At 68.8% G+C, this 23,227-nt stretch carries 19 protein-coding genes; 13 read left to right on the forward strand and 6 right to left on the reverse strand.

The features are described from left to right. Positions 1-4 precede the first annotated feature (4 nt). The 6 genes from ABZV58_RS01505 to rraA all read left to right on the forward strand — a co-directional run bounded on the left by ABZV58_RS01505 (position 5) and on the right by rraA (position 3,745). The gene (locus tag ABZV58_RS01505; RefSeq protein WP_354998229.1) at positions 5-655 is read left to right on the forward strand and encodes a YcnI family protein; all 651 of its coding nucleotides are present in this window, start codon (positions 5-7) and stop codon (positions 653-655) included. Continuing rightward, entirely contained in the window at positions 652-1,221 is a 570-nt protein-coding gene (locus ABZV58_RS01510; RefSeq protein ID WP_354998230.1) for a copper resistance CopC family protein, read from the forward strand. Before ABZV58_RS01505 ends, ABZV58_RS01510 begins: the two co-directional genes overlap by 4 nt. Before the next feature lie 7 nt (positions 1,222-1,228). Beyond that, positions 1,229-2,158: a CopD family protein gene (locus ABZV58_RS01515; protein WP_354998231.1), complete on the forward strand. Its 930-nt coding sequence runs from the start codon at positions 1,229-1,231 to the stop codon at positions 2,156-2,158. A 37-nt stretch (positions 2,159-2,195) separates the two neighbouring features. Further along, on the forward strand, positions 2,196-2,651 hold the full coding sequence (locus tag ABZV58_RS01520; protein WP_354998232.1) for an SRPBCC family protein: 456 nt from the start codon (positions 2,196-2,198) through the stop codon (positions 2,649-2,651). Positions 2,652-2,791: 140 nt separating this feature from the next. Beyond that, entirely contained in the window at positions 2,792-3,169 is a 378-nt protein-coding gene (locus ABZV58_RS01525) for a DUF5313 family protein (RefSeq protein WP_354998233.1), read from the forward strand. Positions 3,170-3,259: 90 nt separating this feature from the next. Next, complete coding sequence (gene rraA, locus ABZV58_RS01530) at positions 3,260-3,745, forward strand: ribonuclease E activity regulator RraA (protein ID WP_354998234.1); 486 nt, start codon at positions 3,260-3,262, stop codon at positions 3,743-3,745. Positions 3,746-3,750: 5 nt separating this feature from the next. On the opposite strand, the gene ABZV58_RS01535 is transcribed toward rraA, so the two are convergent. Continuing rightward, a complete protein-coding gene (locus ABZV58_RS01535; protein WP_354998235.1) occupies positions 3,751-3,972 on the reverse strand; it encodes an RNA-binding S4 domain-containing protein in 222 nt (73 codons plus the stop codon). A 263-nt stretch (positions 3,973-4,235) separates the two neighbouring features. Between ABZV58_RS01535 and lysX the strand changes: the two genes are divergently transcribed. Together lysX and ABZV58_RS01545 are read left to right on the forward strand one after the other, a co-directional pair. Further along, complete coding sequence (lysX, locus tag ABZV58_RS01540; RefSeq protein ID WP_354998236.1) at positions 4,236-7,559, forward strand: bifunctional lysylphosphatidylglycerol synthetase/lysine--tRNA ligase LysX; 3,324 nt, start codon at positions 4,236-4,238, stop codon at positions 7,557-7,559. A gap of 156 nt (positions 7,560-7,715) precedes the next feature. Further along, the gene (locus ABZV58_RS01545) at positions 7,716-8,006 is read left to right on the forward strand and encodes a hypothetical protein (protein ID WP_354998237.1); all 291 of its coding nucleotides are present in this window, start codon (positions 7,716-7,718) and stop codon (positions 8,004-8,006) included. 115 nt (positions 8,007-8,121) lie between these two features. Here ABZV58_RS01545 and ABZV58_RS01550 read toward each other — a convergent pair whose 3' ends face one another. After that, entirely contained in the window at positions 8,122-8,700 is a 579-nt protein-coding gene (locus ABZV58_RS01550; RefSeq protein WP_354998238.1) for a Uma2 family endonuclease, read from the reverse strand. Between the two features lie 170 nt (positions 8,701-8,870). Here ABZV58_RS01550 and ABZV58_RS01555 point away from each other — a divergent pair, with 170 nt between their 5' ends. The 3 genes from ABZV58_RS01555 (at position 8,871) to ABZV58_RS01565 (ending at position 10,743) form a co-directional block, all read left to right on the forward strand. After that, a complete protein-coding gene (locus ABZV58_RS01555; protein WP_354998239.1) occupies positions 8,871-9,482 on the forward strand; it encodes a histidine phosphatase family protein in 612 nt (203 codons plus the stop codon). Between the two features lie 125 nt (positions 9,483-9,607). Continuing rightward, the gene (locus tag ABZV58_RS01560; protein ID WP_354998240.1) at positions 9,608-9,931 is read left to right on the forward strand and encodes a hypothetical protein; all 324 of its coding nucleotides are present in this window, start codon (positions 9,608-9,610) and stop codon (positions 9,929-9,931) included. A 485-nt stretch (positions 9,932-10,416) separates the two neighbouring features. Then, positions 10,417-10,743, forward strand: coding sequence for a hypothetical protein (locus ABZV58_RS01565; protein WP_354998241.1), 327 nt, complete (start codon positions 10,417-10,419; stop codon positions 10,741-10,743). A gap of 65 nt (positions 10,744-10,808) precedes the next feature. On the opposite strand, the gene ABZV58_RS01570 is transcribed toward ABZV58_RS01565, so the two are convergent. From ABZV58_RS01570 to aroQ, 4 genes are all read right to left on the reverse strand, one after another. Beyond that, on the reverse strand, positions 10,809-11,708 hold the full coding sequence (locus ABZV58_RS01570; RefSeq protein WP_354998242.1) for a cutinase family protein: 900 nt from the start codon (positions 11,706-11,708) through the stop codon (positions 10,809-10,811). Between the two features lie 304 nt (positions 11,709-12,012). Further along, a complete protein-coding gene (locus tag ABZV58_RS01575; RefSeq protein WP_354998243.1) occupies positions 12,013-13,482 on the reverse strand; it encodes a glutamate synthase subunit beta in 1,470 nt (489 codons plus the stop codon). Beyond that, positions 13,475-18,121 carry a glutamate synthase large subunit gene (gene gltB / locus ABZV58_RS01580; RefSeq protein WP_354998244.1) on the reverse strand — a complete coding sequence of 1,549 codons (4,647 nt, stop codon included), beginning with the start codon at positions 18,119-18,121 and terminating at the stop codon, positions 13,475-13,477. The genes ABZV58_RS01575 and gltB overlap by 8 nt, the downstream gene beginning before the upstream one ends. Before the next feature lie 785 nt (positions 18,122-18,906). Further along, positions 18,907-19,482 (reverse strand): gamma subclass chorismate mutase AroQ, encoded by a 576-nt coding sequence (aroQ, locus tag ABZV58_RS01585; protein WP_354998245.1) that lies wholly within the window; start codon positions 19,480-19,482, stop codon positions 18,907-18,909. Positions 19,483-19,732: 250 nt separating this feature from the next. Between aroQ and ABZV58_RS01590 the strand changes: the two genes are divergently transcribed. Together ABZV58_RS01590 and ABZV58_RS01595 are read left to right on the forward strand one after the other, a co-directional pair. Then, complete coding sequence (locus ABZV58_RS01590; RefSeq protein WP_354998246.1) at positions 19,733-21,535, forward strand: DUF4407 domain-containing protein; 1,803 nt, start codon at positions 19,733-19,735, stop codon at positions 21,533-21,535. A gap of 133 nt (positions 21,536-21,668) precedes the next feature. After that, on the forward strand, positions 21,669-23,222 hold the full coding sequence (locus tag ABZV58_RS01595; RefSeq protein WP_354998247.1) for an adenylate/guanylate cyclase domain-containing protein: 1,554 nt from the start codon (positions 21,669-21,671) through the stop codon (positions 23,220-23,222). Positions 23,223-23,227 lie beyond the last annotated feature (5 nt).

Consider the following 23,227-nt stretch of genomic DNA (forward strand, 5'->3'; position numbering starts at 1 on the left):
TCCCATGCGAAGTTCACTTTCGCGCGCCTGCGGCGCCGTGGCGACCGCGGGTTTCGTGCTGCTCTCCGGCGGTGTCGCCGCCGCGCACGTGACCGTGGACGCGCCCGGCGCCCAGCAGGGCAAGTACTCCGTCGTCACCTTCCGGGTGCCGACCGAATCGGACACCGCGTCCACCACCGCGCTCACCGTGACGCTGCCCAACGTGCGCAGCGCCCGCACCGAGCCCATGCCGGGCTGGACGGCACGGGTGGAGCGCAACGACAAATCCGAGGCCGTCGCGGTGACCTGGACCGCGGACCCCGGCGCGCCCGGCGTCGGCCCCGGCCAGTTCCAGCGCTTCGTCGTCTCGCTCGGCCCGCTGCCCAGCGCGGAGACGGTCAGCTTCCCGGCCAAGCAGACCTACAGCGACGGCAAGGTCATCGACTGGAACCAGCCCGTCGGCCCCGACGGCGCGGAGCCGGAGCACCCCGCTCCCACGCTGACCCTCGCGGCGGGCGGAGACGACAACGCCGACGGCCACCGCGTGGACAGCGGCGCCGCGGAGCAGGACGACGACACCGACGACACCGCCCGCTGGCTGGCGGGCATCGGCTTGGCCCTCGGCGTGCTCGGTATCTCGCTCGGCCTCGGCAGCCTGTTCAGGAGGCGCTCATGAGTACCGCGATTCGACCGTCCGCCAAGGCGATTCGCCGCCTCGGCGCCGCGCTCGCCGCCGTGCTGCTGCTGTTCGGCGTCGGGCTGGCCACCGCGGGCGTCGCCGCCGCGCACTCGGCGGCGGTCGGCAGCGTGCCGGAGGACGGTTCGACGGTGGACACTAGCCCCGGCCGGATCAGCGTCACCTTCAACGAGGAGTTGCAGCCGAACTTCCCGTCGCTGACCCTCACCGGCCCGGACGGAAACCTCTGGTCGGAGGGCGAGCCGGTCGTCGACGGCAAGTCGGTGAGCGTCGAAGTGGGCGATCTCGGCCCGGTCGGCGAATACATCATCGCCTACCGGGTGACCTCCGCGGACGGTCATCCGGTCACGGGCAAGCGGACGTTCACGCTCAGCCAGGCGGGTAAGGGGACGCCGGGCCCGCGCGCCGACGCCAAGGGCAGGGCCACCGAGGACGACGGCTCCGACGGCATCCCGGTGTGGATCTTCGTGCTCGGCGCGGTCGTGCTGTTCGGCGGCGGTCTCGCCGTGGCCCTGATCGGCTTCCGCGGCGGGCAGCGGCGGTGAGAAGAAGGTGAGCGGCGGGGCGACCGGCGGCCGGGACGCGGGGGCACTGCTGCTGATCGTCCCGGCCGGACTGCTCGGAGTCGGGTTGGCCTGGCTGCTCACCGCGGGAACGGCGCCCACCGAGGGAGCGGTGCGGGTCCTCGCGGACGGTCTGGGCGCGACGGTGCTCGGACTCGCCGCGCTGCCCCGGCTGCACGAACGGCTGGCGCCGCCGTGGCGCATGCTCGCCGCGCTGGCCGGGGCCTGGTTCGTGACCGAGTTCGCGGTGCTGGTCTTCGAGGCGGCCGAGGTGGTCGGGGTTCCGGTGCGGCGGCTGTCCGCCGATCGGTTCGGCACCTTCCTCACCGAGATCAGCGGCGGTCAGGTCGGCATCGCCATCCTGGTCGCGACCGCCGCGGTGGCCGGTTATTCGGCACTCGCCTTCCGCGGTTCCGATGCCGCTTCCACCGATCTGGTGCTGGTCTTCGCCGCGGTGGCGCTCGCGCTGCGGCCGATCACCGGGCACATGTCGCAGCAACCGTTCGGCTCGGTGCTAGCCGCCGTGCACGCGCTGGCGGCGGCGGCCTGGTTCGGCGTGCTGGTGGCGCTCGCGCTGGTGGTCCGCACGCGCGGCGAGTGGGCGGCGACGCTGCCGAGGTACTCGGCGCTGGCGCTGCCGCTGATCGGGGTGGTCGCGGCAACCGGCGTGGTGAACGGAATCGTCCGCCTCGGCGGCCTCGAACCGCTGCTGAGCACCGGGTACGGCCGCATCCTGCTGGCGAAGACGGCGGTGCTCGCCGGTCTGCTCGTGCTCGGCTGGTGGTGGCGGCGCGGCTGGGTCCGCTTGGCCGCCGACCACCGGATGGGCGCGGCGGGTTCGCTGCGCCGCGCGGTGCTGGAGGTGACCGTCATGGCCGTGGCCTTCGGTTTGGCGGCGACCCTCGCCGTCACGGCGTGATCGGCTCCCCCTTCGGAAACCCGTTACAGTTGCCCGCATGACCGAAGTGAAGATCGTGGAAGACTGTGCCGCGTCGGCCGAATCAGCGTTTCAGTACGTCAACGACTACCGGAACCTGCCGAACTTTCTGCACGGCATCCAGTCCTTCACTCCGATCGGCGAGCAGACCGAGGGCGTCGGCGCCGTCTTCGACGGCCACATGAAGCTCGGTCCCGCCTCGCTGCATTCGCGTGTCGAGGTGATCCGGTGGGAGGAGAACTACGCGATCGGCATCAAGTCGATCAAGGGCTTCGAGATCGTGTCGACCTTCCTGTTCCACGCCAAGGACGACGCGCTGTGCACCGTCGACGCCATCATCGATTTCCGCGTGCCGGGCGGGCTCGCGGGCAAGGCGCTCGGTAAGACCATCGAGCCGTTCGTGAAGATCGCGGTCAAGCACACCACGGACAATCTCGTGAAGGAGATCGCGGCGTACCACGCGAGCCGCGCCTGATCCGGCCGCGGTTCGGGCGCAGGCGCGGAAACCATGAGGGGCGCCGCGCCCGCTCGGCGGCCGGAAAACCCGTGGTCGGAGGCGGCTGACCGCAATCGCGACGCTGGCGGTGGCATATATCACGGGCATAGCCTGTATGCATGAACAAACCCACATTCGGGCAGCGGATCACCTACGATCTGGGCCGCGAACTCCCGGAGGAGTTTCACGAGTGGGTCGTCCACGACCTCGTCGGACACGGGGCCATGGAGCGGTACCTCGTCCGATTCCTCGTGCCGATCATCCCGTTCTTCGCGCTGGTGCTGCTGTTCCCAGGACCGATGCCGCTCAAGATCGGCATGATCGTGATGATGATCGTCCCGCTGGTCGTTTTCACGGTGGCGCTGAGCTACGTGTGGCGCCGCTTCCGCTTGATCCAGCATGGACTGAGCCCGGACCTGCTCGACCACAACAGGATCACCGACCGCGATCGGGAGCGGTACGAATTGCGCTATCGCCATCACGAGGGCCAGACATAACGGCGCGTCTCCGGCGCGAGTAGCGACCGAGCTCACATCGAGCAACCGGTCGCGGCCACCGCTCGGCCCGCCACCCCTAAGCTGACACCCGTGACCGAATCAGTGAACATTGCCACCGCCGATCTGGCCGACGAGATCGGCCCCGAGATCCGTAGCTGCGACACGCAGTTCATCCAATTCGGCGGCCGCGAGGTGTTCTCCGGGCGCATCACCACCATCCGCTGCTTCCAGGACAACCTGCTTGTCAAGCAGACGCTGAGCGAGCCGGGCAACGGCGCGGTGCTCGTGGTCGACGGCGGCGCCAGCGTGCACACCGCCCTGGTCGGCGACATCATCGCGGGCCGCGGCGTGGACAACGGCTGGGCGGGCGTGATCGTCAACGGCGCGGTGCGCGACTCGGCGATCCTGCGCACTCTCGACATCGGCATCAAAGCGCTGGGCACCAACCCCCGCAAGAGCACCCAGACCGGCAGCGGTGAGCGCGACGTGACCGTCGAGTTCGGCGGCGTCACCTTCGTGCCCGGCGACATGCTCTACAGCGACCACGACGGCATCGTGGTGCGCGCCGAATCCTGAGCTGATCAGTCCGGGGCGACCCGGACCTTGTGACCGGCGAGGGCGACCACGTCGCCGACGTGCAACTGACGTCCGCGGCGCAGCTCGACCTCGTCGTTCACCCGGACCAAGCCCGCGGCGATCACCGTCTTGGCCTCCGAACCGGAATCGATCAGGTTCGCCAGTTTGAGGAACTGGCCGAGCCGAATGACGTCGTCATCAATCGGCACATCGACTGGATCCGACATGGCGTACATCCTCGCGCCAGGACCCCCGGATCGCCAAACCGCCGCACACCGGTAAGCCGTCGAACGAACCCGGCACAGCGCACTCCCAACCACGTCGAGGGCGAGTCTTACGAGCCCGTTCGCGGCCCGTCTCGCGTCCGAGCGGTCGAAGCGCATGCGACGCAGTCGCGAGTCTCGACCGCTCGGACGCGAGACAAAAGGGGCCGCGAACACGCCGCGCCGAAGGCGCGGCAATAAAACACAGCAACGTACAGACTGGGTTGGTGACTTCCACGCAGGCCGGTGCGCGCACCGAGATCGAACTACCGGCGAACAGACCGACACCACCGGTTCCGCACCGCGGGCACGGCCGGTTCGCTCAGGTCCCGCATATCGCGGGCACCGTGCTCGGTGTCTTCGCGGTGCTGTGCTTCCTGTGGAGCCTCTCGCCCGCCCTGCGCTTCCTGACCCACGTGCCGCGCCGCTACATCGACGACTACTACTTCGACGCGCCCGACACCAACCTCATGTGGGCGCTGATCGTCGGCCTGCTGGCCGGCGCGATCGCCAGCCGTAAGCGAATCGCCTGGTGGTTGCTCGTCGGCTATCTCACGCTCTTCGCGATGACCAACGCGTTGGATTTCGCCGCCGAGGGCAATATCGACGCGCTGGTCGCGATGATCGTGCAGCTCGGCGTGATCGGTGTGCTGATCGCGTCGTGGCGGGAGTTCTACACCAGGGTGCGCCGCGGCGCGGGCTGGAAGGCGCTCGGCGTCCTGCTCGGTGGGCTGGCCGCGGGCTGTCTGCTCGGTTGGGCGCTCGTCGAGCTGTTCCCCGGCACGTTGCCCGCGGGCTGGCAGCGGCCCGGCTGGGCGGTGTACCGGGTGACCGCGGCGATTCTGGTGGACAACGAGCACTTCGACGGTCATCCGCGTCCGTTCGTCAACTTCCTGCTCGGCCTGTTCGGCGCGCTCGCGCTGCTGGCCGCGGTGATCACCCTGCTGCGCTCGCAGCGCGCCGAGAACGCGATGACCGGTCTGGACGAGTCCGCGATCCGCGGCCTGCTGGACCGCTCCGACGTGGAGGATTCGCTCGGCTACTTCGCCACCCGCCGCGACAAGGCGGTGGTGTTCGCACCGAGCGGCAAGGCCGCCGTCACCTACCGTGTGGAGCTGGGCGTCTGCCTGGCCAGCGGTGACCCGGTCGGCACAACGGACGCCTGGCCGCAGGCGATCGATGCTTGGCTGCGGCTCGCCGACCGATTCGGCTGGGCGCCAGCGGTCATGGGTGCCAGCGAACACGGAGCGACCGCATACCGCAGGGCCGGGCTCTCCGCGCTGCGCCTCGGCGACGAAGCCATTCTCGACACCAGGAGCTTCTCGCTGGCGGGCCCGGAGCTCAAGCAGGTCCGCCAGGCCGCGAATCGGCTGCGCAAACACGGCATCTCGGTGCGCATCCGCCGTCATTCGGACATCTCCGCAGAGGAGTTCGCGCAAATCATCGCCCGAGCCGACGCCTGGCGCGACACCGAGACCGAGCGCGGCTTCTCCATGGCGCTCGGTCGGCTCGGCGACCGGCTGGACGGCGACTGCCTGCTCGTCGAGGCGGTGAACCCGCAGGACCGGGTGCTCGGCATGCTGTCGCTGGTGCCGTGGGGCCGCACCGGCGCGTCGCTGGAGCTGATGCGCCGCGACCCGCAGAGCCCCAACGGCGTGATGGAGCTGATGATCTCGCAGCTGGCGCTGACCTCGGAGCAGCACGGCATCACCAAGGTGTCGCTGAACTTCGCGGTGTTCCGCTCGGTGTTCGAGGAGGGCGGGCGGATCGGCGCGGGCCCGGTGCTGCGGCTCTGGCGCGGGGTGCTGCTGTTCTTCTCGCGCTGGTGGCAGCTGGAGGCGCTGTACCGGTCCAATGTGAAGTATCAGCCGCACTGGGTGCCGCGGTTCTTCCTTTTCGAGGAACGCAGGCAGTTGCCTAGAGTCGCGATGGCGAGCGGCCTGGCGGAAGGGTTCCTGCCGCGCATCGGCAAAGACCCCGAGACCGCCGTGCACACCGGTCTGCACAGCGCGGTGCCGGACACCGTCACCGGGCTGCACGCCGACGGCAGCGCGCCGGAAGCGCCGGAAATCGAACTCGCCGAACAGTTCCCGCGCCGCCCCGAGCAGGTGCGGGTGCGGATGGACAAGCTGGACCGGCTGATCGAGGCGGGCATCGACCCGTACCCGGTCGCCTATCCCCCGACGCACACCGTGGCGGCGGCCCGGCGCTCGCCGCGCGGCACCACGGTCCGGGTGTGCGGCAGGCTGCTGCGCATCCGCGATTACGGCGGGGTGATCTTCGCGGTGTTGCGCGACTGGACCGACGACATCCAGCTGATGATCGACCGCGACCGGGTCGGCGCCGAGCGCAGCGCGGAGTTCGGCGAGTACTTCGACCTCGGCGACCTGATCGAGGTGAGCGGGCAGATCGGGCGCAGCCGACGCGGCGAGCTCTCGCTGCTCGCGGCCGACTGGCGGATGAACGGCAAATGCCTGCATCCGCTGCCGGACAAGTGGAAGGGCCTGGCCGATCCCGAAGCCAAAGTGCGCCAGCGCTACGTCGACATGGCCATCAGTCAGGAGTCCCGCGACGTGCTCGCCAAGCGCAGCGCGGTGGTGCGCTCGCTGCGCGACTCGCTGAACTCCTGGGGCTATCTCGAAGTCGAGACGCCGATCCTGCAACAGGTGCACGGCGGCGCCAACGCGACGCCGTTCGTCACCCACATCAACGCCTACGATCTGGACCTCTACCTGCGAATCGCCCCCGAGCTCTACCTGAAACGGCTGTGCGTCGGTGGCATGGAAAAGGTGTTCGAGCTCGGCCGCACCTTCCGCAACGAGGGCGTCGATTTCAGCCACAATCCCGAGTTCACCATCCTCGAGGCGTACGAGGCGCACAGCGACTACGAGCGCATGATGCACACCTGCCGTCACCTGATCCAGAACGCCGCGCTGGCCGCCAACGGCGCCATGGTCGCGATGCGGCCCGCGGCCGACGGCTCGTTCGAGGCCGTCGACATCTCCGGCGAGTGGTCGGTGAAGACGGTGCACGGCGCGGTGTCGGAGGCCATCGGGTCCACCATCACGCCGGAGACGTCGGTGGAAGATCTGCGCGAGCTGTGCGACGCGGCCGCCATCCCGTACCAGCACGCCTGGGACGCGGGGCAGGTCGTGCTGGAAATGTATGAGCACCTGGTGGAATCGCAAACCCAGGAGCCCACGTTCTACATCGACTTCCCCACCTCGGTGTCGCCGCTGACCCGCGCGCACCGCAGCATTCCCGGCGTCACCGAGCGCTGGGATCTGGTGGCCTGGGGGGTCGAACTCGGCACGGCCTACAGCGAACTCACCGATCCGATCGAACAGCGGCGCAGGCTGACCGAGCAGTCCATGCTCGCCGCCAACGGCGATCCGGAGGCGATGGAGCTGGACGAGGACTTCCTGCAGGCGCTCGAACACGCCATGCCGCCCACCGGTGGTCTCGGCATGGGCGTCGACCGGATCGTCATGCTGATCACCGGCCGCAGCATCCGCGAGACGCTGCCGTTCCCGTTGGTCAAGCCGCGCTGAGACTTTCGCGTCCGCCGCGAGGATCTCACTATGAGGGATTGCATCGGCGAAGGGTTAACGGTAATCGAGTCCTGCCGATAACCTTGGAGATTCGGCCTCGGGAGGAGGGGGCCGATACCTACGACGATCGGGATGGGACATATGTACGTTGACCTGTTGACCAATGCCAGCCTGCTGGATCCGTCCGTGTGGGCGAGCCCGGACACCTGGACAACGGCGATGGAATACACGGCCAAGAAAAAGAAGAAGAGCAACAACGGCCTGATCTTCGGCGGCATCTGCTGCCTGCTCGTTGTCATCGCCATCGCGGTCGGCATCTACCTCCTGCTCAACAAGCGCAAGAAGAACGACCAGCAGCCTCCGGCAGGTCAGCCGCCCTACGGCGGCCCGGGCCAGCCGCCCTACGGCCAGCCGCCGCAGGGTCAACCCCCGTACGGTCAGCACTGACCGGCTCCGCCATTCGAAAAGCCCGGGCCGCGTAAGCAGCCCGGGCTTTCGTGTGCGGCGCGGAATCGGCTCGGTCCGCCCTAGTTCGGCTGCCGAGTCGGTTCGGCTCGCCAGCCTACATCCGGGCGATCTCGGTCAGGTCGATGTCGATATCGAACGGGACGCTCAGTCGCAATTTGTCGTGGTGGATGCCTGTTAGCGCGTACGTCCTTGTCGCCGGGTCGAGTTCGTACGCGTAGACGACCGGACGGCCGTCGATATCCTCGACTCGCCAGAAATGCATGATTCCGGCTTTTGCGTACAGCTGCGGCTTACGCTCTCGATCCCGAAATCGCGATTCGACCGACACAACCTCGACGGCCAGCACGACTTCCTCGGGGCGAAAGGTTGTCCGCTTGGTGTCGCCACCGATGTTCGCTCGCACCACCAGAACATCCGGCTCCGGGCGCTGGTCTCGACCGAGCGTCACCGTCATCTCACGCCGAACTCGCATCTCTGCGGGCACCAGGCGACGCAGCACCGATTCGAGCAACGAGATGACCAGCATGTGAAACTCCGCCTGCGGGCTCGCGAAGACGAGACTCCCGTCGATCAACTCGGTGTGCGGTGGCAGGTCGGGCAGGCGATCCAAATCCTCGGCGACGAACCCGCCGGGCGGCGGACGCAGCCATTGCGGGAACGACTCGACGGTCATGGCTACGAGTATGTCACCGGGTCTCGATTCGAGGTATTCGAAAGCATGCACTGAGCTGGACCCCAGAGTTGCAGGGCGAATGCCCCGGTCGCCGCGGCGGCTCGAGCTTTCGCGCCCCGACAACGCCACCTGATCCGAACCGCCACGTGGGCATACGGCAGAGTGGGTGGGTGCAGTTGATTCTCGTTCGTCATGCTCAGCCGGTTCGGGTGTCGAACGCGTCCGGGCCCGCCGATCCGGAGTTGTCGGAGGTGGGGCGGGAGCAGGCGGAGCGGGTGCCCGGGGCGTTGAGCCACCATCGGATCGCACGGGTGCTGAGCAGTCCGCAGCGGCGGGCGCGGGAGACCGCGGCGCCGACGGCGGCCAAGCTGGGGCTGCCGGTGGAGATCGTGGACGACCTGGCCGAATACGATCGCGACCTGCCCGCCTACATTCCGATCGAGGACGCCAAGCTGGAGTTCCGCGACACCTACGACCGGATCAAGGCCGGATACCTGCCCGAGCAGATCGACGGTCCCGCTTTCGTGCACCGGGTGCGCGAGGTGGCGACGGAGATCGCCGCGAACACCGACCCGGCCGACACCGTGCTGGCCTTCGCGCACGGCGGCGTGATCAACGTGTTGCTCCAGGAGGTGCTCGGCCTGCCGCGGCCGTTGACCTTTCCGATCGACTACTGCTCGATCACCCGAATCCTGTTCTCCCGCACCGGCCGCCGCACCGCCGCCACGGTGAACGAGAACGGGCACGTGTGGGACCTGTTGCCGCGCAACATCGGTCGCTGATTCACAGGAACGCTCCGCCGTTCACAGCCGACTACCAGCCTCGTCGCACCGCGGTCACAGCGCCGCCGCCTTCGATAGGAGTGGTGAGTCACCGCGACTCACGCTCCGAGAGAAGGGAATACCGAGTGCTTTCCAAGACGAACATGCGCCGAGGCGCGGTCCGGATCGCCGTGGCGGGCGCCCTGGTGACGATTCCGCTCGCCGCCGTGGCCGCCACCGCGAGCGCGGAAGCCCCCGCCGACGCCACCCAGGTGCAGCAGGTGTCGGAGGGCATCCCGCTCGAGGGCGCCGATGTCAGCCGTCCGCATCCGGGCGAGGGGTTCCCCGGCAGGCCCGGCCCCGGCGGACCGCGGGTCGAGTTCCGCGGTCCCGAGCACGACTTCCCCGGCCCGGGCCCGCGCGTCTTCTACCAGACGCTTCCGCCGACCGGCTCGTTCGGAAGCAGCTAGCCACGGGCCGCCACGACGAAGGCCACGTCCCGCGCGGGGAACATGGCCTTCGCTCGCCCGTTGGCACCGGGACGAATCCCGCGCAATAGGCCGCGGAATCGCGGGCAAGTCCACCACCGTTAACGCCGGTGATGAATCGAGCGGAACTCGTTGCCCCGCAACATCCGCTGGCGGGATCGCACCGAAGTTCGCCGCCAGCGACAACGGCGACGGTTCGAGCGGGACCTCTCGCCCGTCCGCGGAATCGCGGGAAAGCCGACCTCCGTTAACGCTGGCGGCGAATCGAGCGAAACTCGTTGCATCGCAATATCGCCCGCGTTATCGCAGGTCAGCGCGCCACCGTTAACAACGACCGGAGATTCAAAGAAAGGCCCCTCGGCTCACAGTCGAATACCAGACTCGTCCTATCCGGGTCATAGCACCGAGGCCTTCGATAAGAGTTCGTGAGTCATCGCGACTCGCGCTCTGAGAGAAGGAGTTCCGAAATGCTTTCCACATCGAACATGCGCCGAGGGGCCCTCCGGTTCGCCATCGCGGGCGCGCTGCTGACGATTCCGCTGGCCGGGATGGCGGCTACGGCCGGTGCGCAAGCGCCCGCGGCCGACGCCGTTCGGGTTCAGCAAGCGGCGGAGGGTCCAGCGCTGGAACACACGGATGTCGGCCGTCCGCATCATCCTGGGCATCACGGCTTCCCAGGTCAGCCAGGGCACAGCGGCATGGATTCGCACCGGTCGGACTCCACGTCGCCCGGTGCGGAGCCCCCTGCCGACCAGCAAGTGATGCCGCCGACCACGTCCGGCCACCGTGGCTGATCCGGCGACGACGAAGGCCACCATCCCGCGCGGAATGGTGGCCTTCGTCGTGGCTTACGGACCGATCAGGCCATGCCCGCGATCCAGTTGTGCATCCAGGAGATCGCGGTCTGCCCGCCGCCGACCGAGTAGCTGCCGTACACGGTGTGCGCCTGGGAACGGTAGAAGCGCTCCAGATCCTTGGCCCGCTGCTGGTTCGCCGACTCGGTGAGCTGCGACTGCAAGAGGGGCACGCCGCCGAACGCCATCAGATCGTTGATGATCGCGCCCGCCTCGAGCTGGTACCGCCAGATGTTGGCGGGATTGGCGTCCGAGCTCTGGGCGAGGAAGCCCGCGAAACGGGTGACGAAGTCGTCGGTCGCGGTCGCGCAGTACAGGTCGTCGACGGCGCAGATGGTGCGGGTGCGATCGCTCAGCCAGCCGAAGCCGCCGACCCGGGGGCCACCGGCGCCCGCGCCCTGCGCGACGGGGCCGACCTGGATGTCGGTCGGCGAGCGGCGCGGATCCGAGATCAGGCCGACGCCCGCGACACGATTGGGCGGGACCACGCCGAGGCCGGTGCCGATCTCGGCCGCGAGATCACCGGCGGCGTCGGCGCCCTGGCTGTACCCGACGAGCGCGAACTCCGTCGCACCGCAACGCCTCGCCATGTCGCCGATCAATCCGCGCGCGGCGCTGACGGCTTCTTTCTTCGAGTTGCCGTAAACCTCGCCCTCCCAGGGGAAGGCGGTCGCGGCGTAGGTCACGTAGTCGACCTCGACCGAGCGCGGCAGGTTACGGGTGACGCCGGCCAACATGCCGGGCTGCGGCGTCTTGTCGTGACCGGTCTCCCACGTGCCGGGGATGGCCACCACATGGAGGGTCGGGCAGTTGTCCGCCGCGGCGGTCCCACTGCTGCCCATCACCAAGCCGGACGCGATCGTCGCGGACGCGCCGAGGGCCGCGACAAGCTTCTTCAACTGCATACTGCTCCAGTTCACACCCTGGCCCCGGTTGTGTGGGGCGTCCCCAACGAGTTGCCGCTCACATGCTGGACGCCACGAATGTCGTTCCAGTGAACGGAGGGTCAACTCGAGTTACCCGCCGACGTGACGTGCCGACGACTCCCGGATCTCGCAGGCCCCGCCGCACGCCGAAGATCACAATAGGGCCCGCGCGCCCCAGATGCCATTCGAGGCCCGCTGATGTCCGATTTCAGCGAGCAAACGCGCGAAGGCGCCCGTGGACGAGTTGTCCACGGGCGCCTCGTGTTCGCGTTGTGCGACTAGATCAGCGCTGAGCGACCATCGTCGGCGTCACCGGCGCGGGCAGCGCCGTCTCGCCCTCGAGGAACTGGTCGACCGCGGCGGCCGCGGCACGGCCTTCGGCGATGGCCCAGACGATCAGCGACTGACCACGGCCCATGTCACCGGCGACGAAGACGCCGGGAATGTTGGTGGCCCAGTTCTTGTCGCGCTGGACGTTGCCGCGCTGGTCGTAGCCGACACCGAGATCGCTGAGCAGGCCCGGCTTCTCGGGTCCGACGAAGCCCATGGCCAGCAGCACCAGGTCCGCCTCGAGGGTGAAGTCGGTGCCGTCGACCTTCTCGAAGCGGCCGTTGACCATCTTGACCTCGTGCGCCTCCAGGCCGGTCACCTTGCCGTCCGCGCCGACGAAACGCTCGGTGTTCACGGAGAACACCCGTTCGCCGCCCTCCTCGTGCGCCGAGGAGACCCGGTACATCAGCGGGTAGGTCGGCCACGGGGTGGACGCGGCGCGCTCCTCCGGCGGACGCGGCATGATCTCGAACTGGTGCACCGACGCCGCGCCCTGGCGGTGCGAGGTGCCGAGGCAGTCCGCGCCGGTGTCGCCGCCACCGATGATGACGACCTTCTTGCCCTTGGCGTGGATCGGCGGCAGGCCATCGGCGTCGGTGACGTCGTCGCCGAGCTGCACCCGGTTGGCCCAGGGCAGGAACTCCATCGCCTGGTGGATGCCGTCCAGCTCACGACCCGGGATCGGCAGGTCACGGGCCAGGGTGGCGCCACCGGCCAGCACGACCGCGTCGAACTGCTCGCGCAGCTGCTCGGCGGTGATGTCGACGCCCACGTTCACGCCGGTCTTGAAGATGGTGCCCTCGGCCTCCATCTGCGCGAGACGGCGGTCGATGAAGCGCTTCTCCATCTTGAATTCCGGGATGCCGTAGCGCAGCAGGCCGCCGATGCGATCGGCGCGCTCGAACACGGTCACGGTGTGACCGGCGCGGGTCAGCTGCTGGGCGGCGGCCAGACCGGCCGGGCCCGAACCGACGACGGCGACCTTCTTGCCGGTGATGCGGGTCGGGTAGACCGGGGTCACCCAGCCCTCGTCGAAGGCGTTCTCGATGAGCTCGACCTCGACCTGCTTGATCGTCACCGGGTCCTGGTTGATGCCGAGGACACAGGACGCCTCACACGGCGCCGGGCAGAGCCGACCGGTGAACTCCGGGAAGTTGTTGGTCGCGTGCAGGCGGTCGATACCCTCCCGCCACTGGCCCTTGTACACCAGGTCGTTCCACTCGGGAATCAGATTCCCGAGCGGACAGCCGTTGTGACAGAACGGGATACCGCAGTCCATGCACCGGCTGGCCTGGGTCTGCAGAGTGTCGTGCGAGAACTTGTCCTCGTAGACCTCTTTCCAGTCCATCAGGCGCAGTGGAACCGGACGCCGCTTGGGCAGTTCCCGCGAGGTGTGCTTCAGAAATCCTTGTGGGTCAGCCACGTGCGGCCTCCATGATCGCCTCGTCCACGTCCTTGCCGCTCTTCTCAGCTTCGGAGATGGCGAGCAAAACCTTCTTGTATTCGCGCGGCATGACCTTGACGAAGTGGTTCACCTGCTGCGACCAATCGCTCAGGATGCGATCGGCGACAGCCGAACCCGTCTGGTCACGGTGCTCGGCGACGATGTCGTGCAGCCAGGTGAAGTCGTCACCGGCGAGCTGCTCGATCGCGTCGCTCTGTTCGGGGTTGACCCGCGCGGCGAACGTGCCCTCCGGGTCGTAGACGAACGCCACACCGCCGGACATACCGGCGCCGAAGTTGCGCCCGGTCTCACCGAGGATGACCACCCGGCCGCCGGTCATGTACTCGCAACCGTGATCGCCCACGCCCTCGACCACCGCGGTGGCGCCCGAGTTGCGCACGGCGAACCGCTCGCCGACCACGCCGTTGATGAACGCCTTGCCGCTGGTCGCGCCGAACAGGATCACGTTGCCCGCGATGATGTTCTGGTCCGCGACGAAATCGGCGGGCGCGTTCTGCGACGGGCGCACGACGATGTGACCGCCCGAAAGACCCTTGCCGACATAGTCGTTCGCGTCACCCTGCACGCGCAGCGTGATGCCCGCCGGAACGAAGGCGCCGAAGCTGTTGCCCGCGGAACCGGTGAACGTGATGTCGATGGTGTCGTCGGGCAGGCCGGTGCCGCCGTACAGCTTGGTCACCTCGTGGCCGAGCATGGTGCCGACCGTGCGGTTCACGTTCGTGATCTTGGTCTCGAACTTCACCGGCTTGCCGCGCTCCAGCGCGTCCCGGCTCTGCGTGATCAGCTGCTGGTCCAGCGCCTTGTCCAGGCCGTGGTCCTGCGACTTGGTGCAGCGGCGGTCCTGGTACATGAACGCCGTCTCGACGTCGTCCAGGATCGGCGACAGGTCCAGCTTGCTGGCCTTCCAGTGCTGCTTGGCCTTGGAGGTGTCGAGCAGGTCGACCCGGCCGATGGCCTCGTCCAGCGTGCGGAAGCCCAGGGAGGCCAGCAGTTCACGGACCTCTTCGGCGATGAACAGGAAGAAGTTCTCGACGAATTCCGGCTTGCCGGTGAAGCGTTCGCGCAGCACGGGGTTCTGCGTGGCGACGCCGACGGGGCAGGTGTCGAGGTGGCAGACGCGCATCATGATGCAGCCCGAGACCACCAGCGGCGCGGTCGCGAAGCCGTACTCCTCCGCGCCGAGCAGCGCGGCGATCACGACGTCGCGGCCGGTCTTCATCTGACCGTCGACCTGGACGACGATGCGGTCGCGCAGACCGTTGAGCAGCAGCGTCTGCTGGGTCTCGGCGAGGCCGAGCTCCCAGGGACCGCCCGCGTGCTTGAGCGAGGTCAGCGGGGACGCGCCGGTGCCGCCGTCGTGGCCGGAGATCAGCACGACGTCCGCGTGCGCCTTCGACACACCCGCGGCGACGGTGCCGACGCCGGGCTCCGCGACGAGTTTCACGTGAATCCGCGCCTGCGGGTTCGCGTTCTTCAGGTCGTGGATCAGCTGCGCCAGGTCCTCGATCGAGTAGATGTCGTGGTGCGGCGGCGGCGAGATCAGGCCGACGCCCGGCGTCGAGTGCCGCACCTCGGCGACCCACGGGTACACCTTGTGCGCGGGCAGCTGGCCGCCCTCGCCCGGCTTGGCGCCCTGGGCCATCTTGATCTGGATGTCGGTGCAGTTGGTCAGGTAGTGCGCGGTCACACCGAAGCGACCCGAGGCCACCTGCTTGATCGCCGAACGACGCCAGTCGCCGTTCTCCTCGACCTCGAAGCGGGCCGGGTGCTCGCCGCCCTCACCGGAGTTCGAGCGGCCGCCGAGCCGGTTCATCGCGATCGCGAGGGTCTCGTGCGCCTCGGCCGAGATCGAGCCGTAGCTCATCGCGCCGGTGGAGAACCGCTTCACGATCTCCGAGGCGGGCTCGACCTCGTCGATCGAGATCGGCGCGCGCTCACCGGACTTGAACTTGAACAGGCCGCGCAGCGAGGCGAGGCGCTCGGACTGGTCGTCGACCAGCTTGGTGTACTCCTTGAAGATCGAGTACTGGCCCGAGCGGGTCGCGTGCTGCAGCTTGAACACGGTGTCCGGGTTGAACAGGTGGTACTCGCCCTCGCGGCGCCACTGGTACTCGCCGCCCACCTCGAGCTCGCGGTGCGCGCGCTCGTTGCGGTTCTCCAGGAACGCGACCCGGTGCCGGGCCGCGACCTCGTCGGCGATCTCGTCCAGGCCGATGCCGCCCAGGTGCGAGCGCAGGCCGGTGAAGTACTCGTCCACCAGTTCCTGCGACAGACCGATCACCTGGAACAGCTGCGCGCCGTTGTAGGAGGCCAGGGTGGAGATGCCCATCTTGGACATCACCTTCAGCACGCCCTTGCCCGCCGCCTTGTTGAAGTTGGCGACGGCCTTGCGGAAGTCGGTCTCCAGGCTTCCGGTACCGAGGTCGAGCGCGCCGCGCTCCAGCATGTCCTCGATGGTCTCGAAGGCCATGTACGGGTTGATCGCGGCCGCGCCGAAGCCGACCAGCATGGCCATGTGGTGCACCTCGCGGGCGTCACCGGCCTCCACGATCAGGCCGACCTTGGTGCGGGTGCGCTCGCGCACCAGGTGGTGGTGCACCGAGGAGGTCAGAAGCAGCGACGGGATCGGCGCCAGCTTCTCGTTGGACTCGCGATCGGAGAGCACGATGATCCGCGCACCGCCGTCGATGGCCGCCGAGACCTGGGTGTTGATGGCCTCGAGCGCCTTGCGCAGGCCCTTGCCACCCTTCTTCACCGGGTACAGGCCGCGCACGACCACCGAGCGCAGCTCGGGACGCGAGCCGTCGTCGTTGATGTGCACGAGCTTGGCCAGCTCGTCGTTGTCCAGGATCGGCTGTTCGATGGCGATCTGCTTGCACGACTCGGGGCCGGGGTGCATCAGATCGGCCTCGGGGCCGATGTTGCGCTTGAGGCTGGTGACGACCTCTTCGCGGATCGCGTCCAGCGGCGGGTTGGTCACCTGCGCGAACAGCTGCGAGAAGTAGTCGAACAGCAGACGCGGGCGCGCCGACAGCACCGCGATCGGGGTGTCGGTGCCCATCGAGCCGAGCGCCTCGAGGCCGGTCTTGGCCATCGGCGAGATCAGCAGGTTCAGCTCTTCGGTGGTGTATCCGAAGATCTGCTGGCGGATCAGCACGCGGTCGTGCGACATGTGCACGTGCGGACGATCGGGCAGATCGGCGAGCCGGGTCACGCCCTCGTCCAGCCACTGCTGGTAGGGGTGCTCGGCGGCGAGCTCGGTCTTGATCTCGTCGTCGGAGATGATCCGGCCCTTGGAGGTGTCGACCAGGAACATGCGGCCCGGCTGCAGACGCGCCTTCTTGACGACCTTGGACTGGTCGATGTCGAGCACGCCGACCTCGGAGGCCATCACGACGAGGCCGTCCTCGGTGACCCAGATACGGCTCGGCCGCAGGCCGTTGCGGTCGAGCACGGCGCCGATCACGGTGCCGTCGGAGAAGCACACCGACGCCGGGCCGTCCCACGGCTCCATCAGCATCGAGTGGTACTCGTAGAACGCCCGCCGCTGCGGGTCCATGTTCTCGTTGCGTTCCCAGGCCTCGGGAATCATCATCAGCACGGCGTGGGGCAGGCTGCGACCGCCGAGGTGCAGCAGTTCCAGCACCTCGTCGAAGCGGGCCGTGTCGCTCGCACCCGGGGTACAGACGGGGAAGATCTTCTCCAGGCGGTTCTTGCCCGCGGAGTCGGTACCGAAGACGTCGCTGTTCAGCAGCGCCTCGCGGGCGCGCATCCAGTTCTCGTTGCCGGTGACGGTGTTGATCTCACCGTTGTGCGCCACCCGGCGGAACGGGTGCGCGAGCGGCCACGAGGGGAAGGTGTTGGTGGAGAACCGGGAGTGCACGATGCCGAGCGCGGACTCCACCCGGTCGTCCTGCAGGTCCAGGTAGAAGGCACGCAGCTGGGGCGTGGTGAACATGCCCTTGTAGACGAAGGTCTGGCCGGACAGGCTCGGGAAGTACACCGACTCCTTGCCGACGGCGCCCTCGCCCGCACCCTGCGAGCCGAGCTCGTGCTCGACGCGCTTGCGGATGACGTAGGCGCGACGCTCCAGGTCCATGCCGGACAGCTGCTCGGCGGCACCCTTCGGCGAGGCGATGAAGATCTGGCGGAAGGTCGGCATGGCGTCGCGCGACAGCGCGCCGAGCGACGACTCGTCGATCGGCACCTCGCGCCAGCCGAGAACCTCGAGGCCCTCTTCCTTGACGATCTTCTCCACGCCGTAGGCGGCGCGCGCGGCTTCGCGGCGGGCCTGCGGGAGGAAGGCGATGCCGGACGCGTAGGCACCTTCGGCGGGCAGCTCGAAGTCCACGATCGCGCGGAAGAAACGGTCCGGGATCTGGATCAGGACACCCGCGCCGTCGCCGGAGTTCGGCTCGGCGCCGGCGGCACCACGGTGCTCCAGATTCAAGAGTGCCGTAATAGCCTTGTCGACGATGTCGCGGCTGCGGCGGCCGTGCATGTCGACGACGAATGCGACACCGCAGGCGTCGTGTTCGTTCGCCGGGTCGTAGAGACCGATGGGTCCAGGTGACCTGTGGCCAGGAAGTTGCGTCATGCCTCTGCCTTCAAGAAAGTGGCCTTCGAAGAAAAAACGGCCTTTCGTCGAACGCCTCCGTCAAGACTGCGCCCGTACGTTCCGGAATCCAGCCGCGCTGATGGTCTTCCGGCGTGCAGTCACGTCTCCAGTTGTCCACCCGCGATGGATACGTAGTGGGTGCTAGTCGGTAACGGAACGCTTACGTGTTCCTTACCTCCGTGCGGGTGCTCGCCCGCTACTCTGGGCACCTACTTGGTGAGCCCGAGCGGGCGATGGTGCCGAACTTTTCGTGTTCGGCGTAAGAGCAAACGATAAGTCAGGTCCGGGGCCCAACCAACTTAGGTAGCACTAATAACCTGGTCTAGCTGGGCTTCTTCATTTCGGTCCTCCACGTGTGCGCGTCGTCCAGTGTAAAGCAGCGGATGGACCTGGATCGATCCCCCGGCACTCGGTGCCGGGCGGCGGCGATGAGCCACCGACAGAGCGTCCGACGAGGCACTTCGACCCCGAGAACAGGCGCTCACCTGCATCGAAGATGATTTCCCCCGGCCGGAGGACGGCAAACCCCTTGTGCCACGGCTAACTCGTCAACGGCCTTGATGAGATATTTACGACAGGGGTGTGACAAGCCTCGGACGGTATCCGACCGTCCGGATTCTTTTGCCCTTTGTGGCTTTCAGCACATTTTCAGCAAACAAGATCAGTAATTTTCGACACAGCGCGTTCAGCGCACATCAACACCCGCGCCAGCGCACTTCAACGACCCCCGCGCCAGCGCTCATCAACAACCGCACCAGCGCACTTCAACACAGCGCCGAGGCGGCCCGAATCAAGGCCAGCCGGTGCAGCGGATCGGCGGTCGTGAAGTGCGCGAAAACGCCGGGCGCCAACCGTTCCATGCAGTCCGGCGCGGCGAGTTCGGCCCGGTGCTCGGCCAGCTGATCGATGATCGCCTTGTTGAGCCGATCGATGGTCGGGCGCACGCCTGTCAGGTCCGGTGGCGCGGCCGGTGCGGCGGCTGGGTCGAACCGCCAGCGCGCGATCAGGCCGTATTGCACGGTCTTACTGGCCTCGATCTGGCCGAAAAACACCCTCCTGACCCAGTTTTCGGACAGCCCGTGCGCGGCGCCGAGGCGCGCCATCGCGTCGTATACCGCCGCCTCGCGCTCCGGGTCGTCGATCGTCGGGACGGAGCCATCGCGCGCGGCGTGCGCCCATTTGGCCGCGGCGACGGCGTCGGCGGTGTCGATGCGCTGCGCGATCAGCGCGACGAGCGGTTCGAGCGACCCGGGCACCGGCTCGCCGGGAACCGGCCTCGCGCTACCCGCGGCCCACACGAGCAGCGCCGCGGACAGCAGTGCCACCGCAAGTGCGCGCATGCTCCCACCCGTTCGCCCGACAACGACTCACCCTGCCAGGTTAAGGCGAAGCCACGGCCTCCGCGCCGACTCCGCGCACACTGCTCGGCGCGGAAAACGGCACGCCCGAACCCCCTTCGCTGTGAGCCTCGACACATCCGCCGGGCCGTACTCGGTGTGTCGGGCCCTTGCCTGTCACGCTGAGACAACGAATCTGTGACAGTTTCGCCAAGCTGCCAAACGACTGGGACGTAGAGGATGTGAGATCCCCATGACCGTCACCGGCTTGTTCACCTGGCTCGGCGGAGGTCAGACCGGTGAACTCACCGAACGCCACGAACGCGCGAGCTACGCCGTCACCGGAGCTTCCGTCGCCCTGTTCGCCCTGGTAGCGGGGGTCGTGACGACGTTGGCGCTGGCGGCGACCGACGGCTGGCCGCTGTTGGCCATCGTGCCGCTCGCGCTGATCGTCGCGCTGCTCGCGGGCACCGTCGGCCGCGCACTCGCCACCGCCCGCCCGGGGCGGATGCCGGACCGGCTCGGGCTGGCCGGACGCGTCGCGGTGGCCGTGGTCTTCGGCGTGCTGCTCGCCGAACTCGCGGGCACGGCGCTGTTCGACGGCTCGGTGGACAGGGTGCTCGACGAGAAGTCACACGCGGCCGTCGAATCCGCCCCTGCGGTGGCCGCCGCCCGCGCCGAGTTGGACCGTGCGCGCGCCGACCGGACCGCGCTCGACCAGACCATCGCCGCCGCGCAGGCCGATATCGACCGCATGCTGGTGATCGCGCGGTGCGAGTTCAATCCGACGCCGGAGTGCCCGCAGACCCGGATCACCGGCGTCCCCGGCCGCGGTCCCGAATCACAGACCGCCAACGAGATGCTCCAGGACGCCCGCGACCGGCACACCGCCGCCCGTGATCGCGCCGCGCAGCTGGATCAGCGCCTGGCCGAGGCCGAAAGCGCAACGGCCGCAGCCCGATCCGCCGCCTTCACGGACGGCGATCGCGGCCTCGGCGCGCGCTGGGTCGCCATGAACGACCACACCGCGGCGTCGGGCGGCGCGCTGCTGCTGCGTCTCGCGACGCTGCTCGCCTTCGTGCTGCTCGCCCTGCTCCCGCTGCTGCTGCGCTGGTGGCGCGGCGAGACCTCGTTCGACCGGCACGCCGCCGCGCGCGCCGTGGTGGATCGCGCCGAACGCGAGGCCGAGGCGGCGATCGCCATCAAGCGCGCCGAGGTGCGCGCGGAGGCCGAGAACCTGCGCGCCGAACAGCAACTCACCGCCGCCCGGCTCGCCGCGGAGGCCGACACGGCCATCGACAGGGAGCGCCAGCGCACCCGCGTCATCGCGGCCATCGGCGGGCTGGAGATCGGCATCACCGAACCGCGCGGCCTGGAAAAGCCGACGCCACACGCCCTGCCAGCCGCACCGGCTGCCGATCGAAAGGACAGCTCCGTGTCTCAGGACGGGATCGTGACACCGAACCTGCCCGCGACCGTCGGCGCGGGCGCGCTGGCGCCCACCGCGAATGCGGGCGCACTGGCACCGGCTCCTGCTGCGCGGCCCGCGGAGCCCAAGGCTGGCGGCGGCCTGGAGCTGCCGATCATCGGGACGGTGCCGTTCACCGACACCGCGGCGCGCTGGATCCGCCCGCTGGTGCCCTCCTTCGTCGCCAACGCGATCGACACCGCGACCCACCCGCTGCGCACGGCGCGGCAGGCCTTCGAAGAGGTAGAGGAGATCACCTTCACGCTGCGCCGCACCAGGAAGGTGACGGTGGACTCGCAGGACTCGCACGCGCAGGCCCAGCAGGCGGTCGCCCCGCCCGTCGGCTACCAGCTGCCGCCCGGGTCGCCCGAGGCATGGCACGCGCACCGCATCGCGTCGTCCGTGGTCGACGCCCACTACCCCCCGCCGCACTATGCGTCGCCGCACGACCCGCGGTATTCCGCGCTGGGCTACGGGCAGCAGACGTACGGCCTGCCGCCCGTCGAACACCGTGACGAACTGGCCGCCCGCGAGCAGCGGGAACTGCCTGGCCCGCGGGGTCAGCGGGAACTTCCGCCCGGTCGCTGACCGAGCGGAACACGCGGTGGCGGCAGCGTGCCGTTCGTGCGGAAGCCTCATCGTGGCGCCGCCGCCATTGGGCTACGTCCAACCGTGGTGACGTCCGCACATGGCTTCGCGCGCGGCGATCTAGTCTGCACGCATGTCGGTGCGTGATGTGACGGCCAAGACGCCCGCGCCATGGGGCTCGCGACTGCTCGGGTCGACCCAGGAGTCCTCGGGTGTGCGTCGCATCCGTATCCAACTGTTGCTGACGGTGCCGCTGCTGCTGGCCAACTTCACCGGCATGGTCGTCTCGCTCGCGCTCGGCGGGTTCGTGCTGCCGGGCCCCTCGGTGTTCACTCGCGACCTGCTGCTGCTGGATGTGCTCGCCGCGCCCGTGTACGCCGGGCTGGCGACGGTGTTCGGCGTGTGGTGGGGCACCACGCGCGGACTCGGCGCGCTGCGCTGGGCGACCGATCCCGACCACGTCCCCACCGAGGCCGAACAGTCCGCGGCGGCGGCGGTGCCGCGCAAGCTGGTGGTGCAGCAGGCCGCGCTGTGGTTCGGCGGGCTCGTCGTCCTGACGACGCTGTACGGATTGGCGGATCCGGAGCTGATCGCGAAGATCGCGTTCGCCGTCGGTTTCAGCGCGATCGTGGTGTGCGCGAACAGCTACCTGATCATCGAGTTCGCGCTGCGGCCGGTGACCACGCGAGTGCTGGAGGCCGCGCCCGCCCACCGCCGGCGCGGCATCGGCGTCTTCGGCCGTTCGCTGCTGGCCTGGATCCTCGGTTCCGGCGTGCCGGTGGGCGGCCTGATGGTGATCGCGGTGCTCGCGCTGGCCCGCTCGGATGTGAGCGTCGAGCGGCTCGCCGTCTGCGTGCTCGCCCTCGGCGGGGCCACGCTCCTGTTCGGCCTGCTGCTGACGACCCAGACGCTGGCCGCCACGGTCGCGCCGATCCAGGGCGTGCGGCAGGCGATGCGTCAGGTGGAGAAGGGCGATCTGGACGTCTGGCTCGCGGTGTACGACGGCACCGAACTGGGCGAGCTGCAAAGCGGTTTCAACCACATGGTGCACGGGCTGCGGGAGCGCGAACAGATCCGCGACCTGTTCGGCAGGCACGTCGGCCAGGACGTCGCGGACGCCGCGCTGGCGGCCGAGCCCGCGCTCGGCGGGGTGGAGACCGACGCGGCCGCGCTGTTCATCGACATCATCGGCTCGACGACGATGACCGCGACCCGCCCGCCCACCGAGACCGTCGCGCTGCTGAACCGCTTCTTCGGCATCGTGGTGGACGAGGTCGAGCGCTGCGGCGGGCTGCTCAACAAGTTCGAGGGCGACGCGGCGCTCGCTGTCTTCGGAACGCCGAGCCCGCTGCCCGACGCCCCGGGCGCCGCCTTGGCCTGCGCCCGCGCCATCCGCGCGCGCCTCGGCGAGATCCCCGAATTGACCGCCGGTCTCGGCGTGGCGGCGGGACGCGTGGTCGCGGGCAACGTCGGCGCCCACCAGCGCTACGAGTTCACCGTCATCGGCGACGCGGTCAACGAGGCGGCGCGGCTTTGCGAACTCGCCAAACAGGATTCGGGCCTGCTGCTCGCGTCCGCGTCGACCGTCGCGGCCGCGGATTCCGCGGAAGCCGAACATTGGGCACTCGGCGAGTCGGTCACCTTGCGCGGCCGCGTCGCGCAGACGACCCTCGCGCGGCCCCGCTAGCCGCG

It is taken from the genome of Nocardia sp. NPDC004654, from assembly GCF_040609595.1.
GTDB lineage: Bacteria > Actinomycetota > Actinomycetes > Mycobacteriales > Mycobacteriaceae > Nocardia.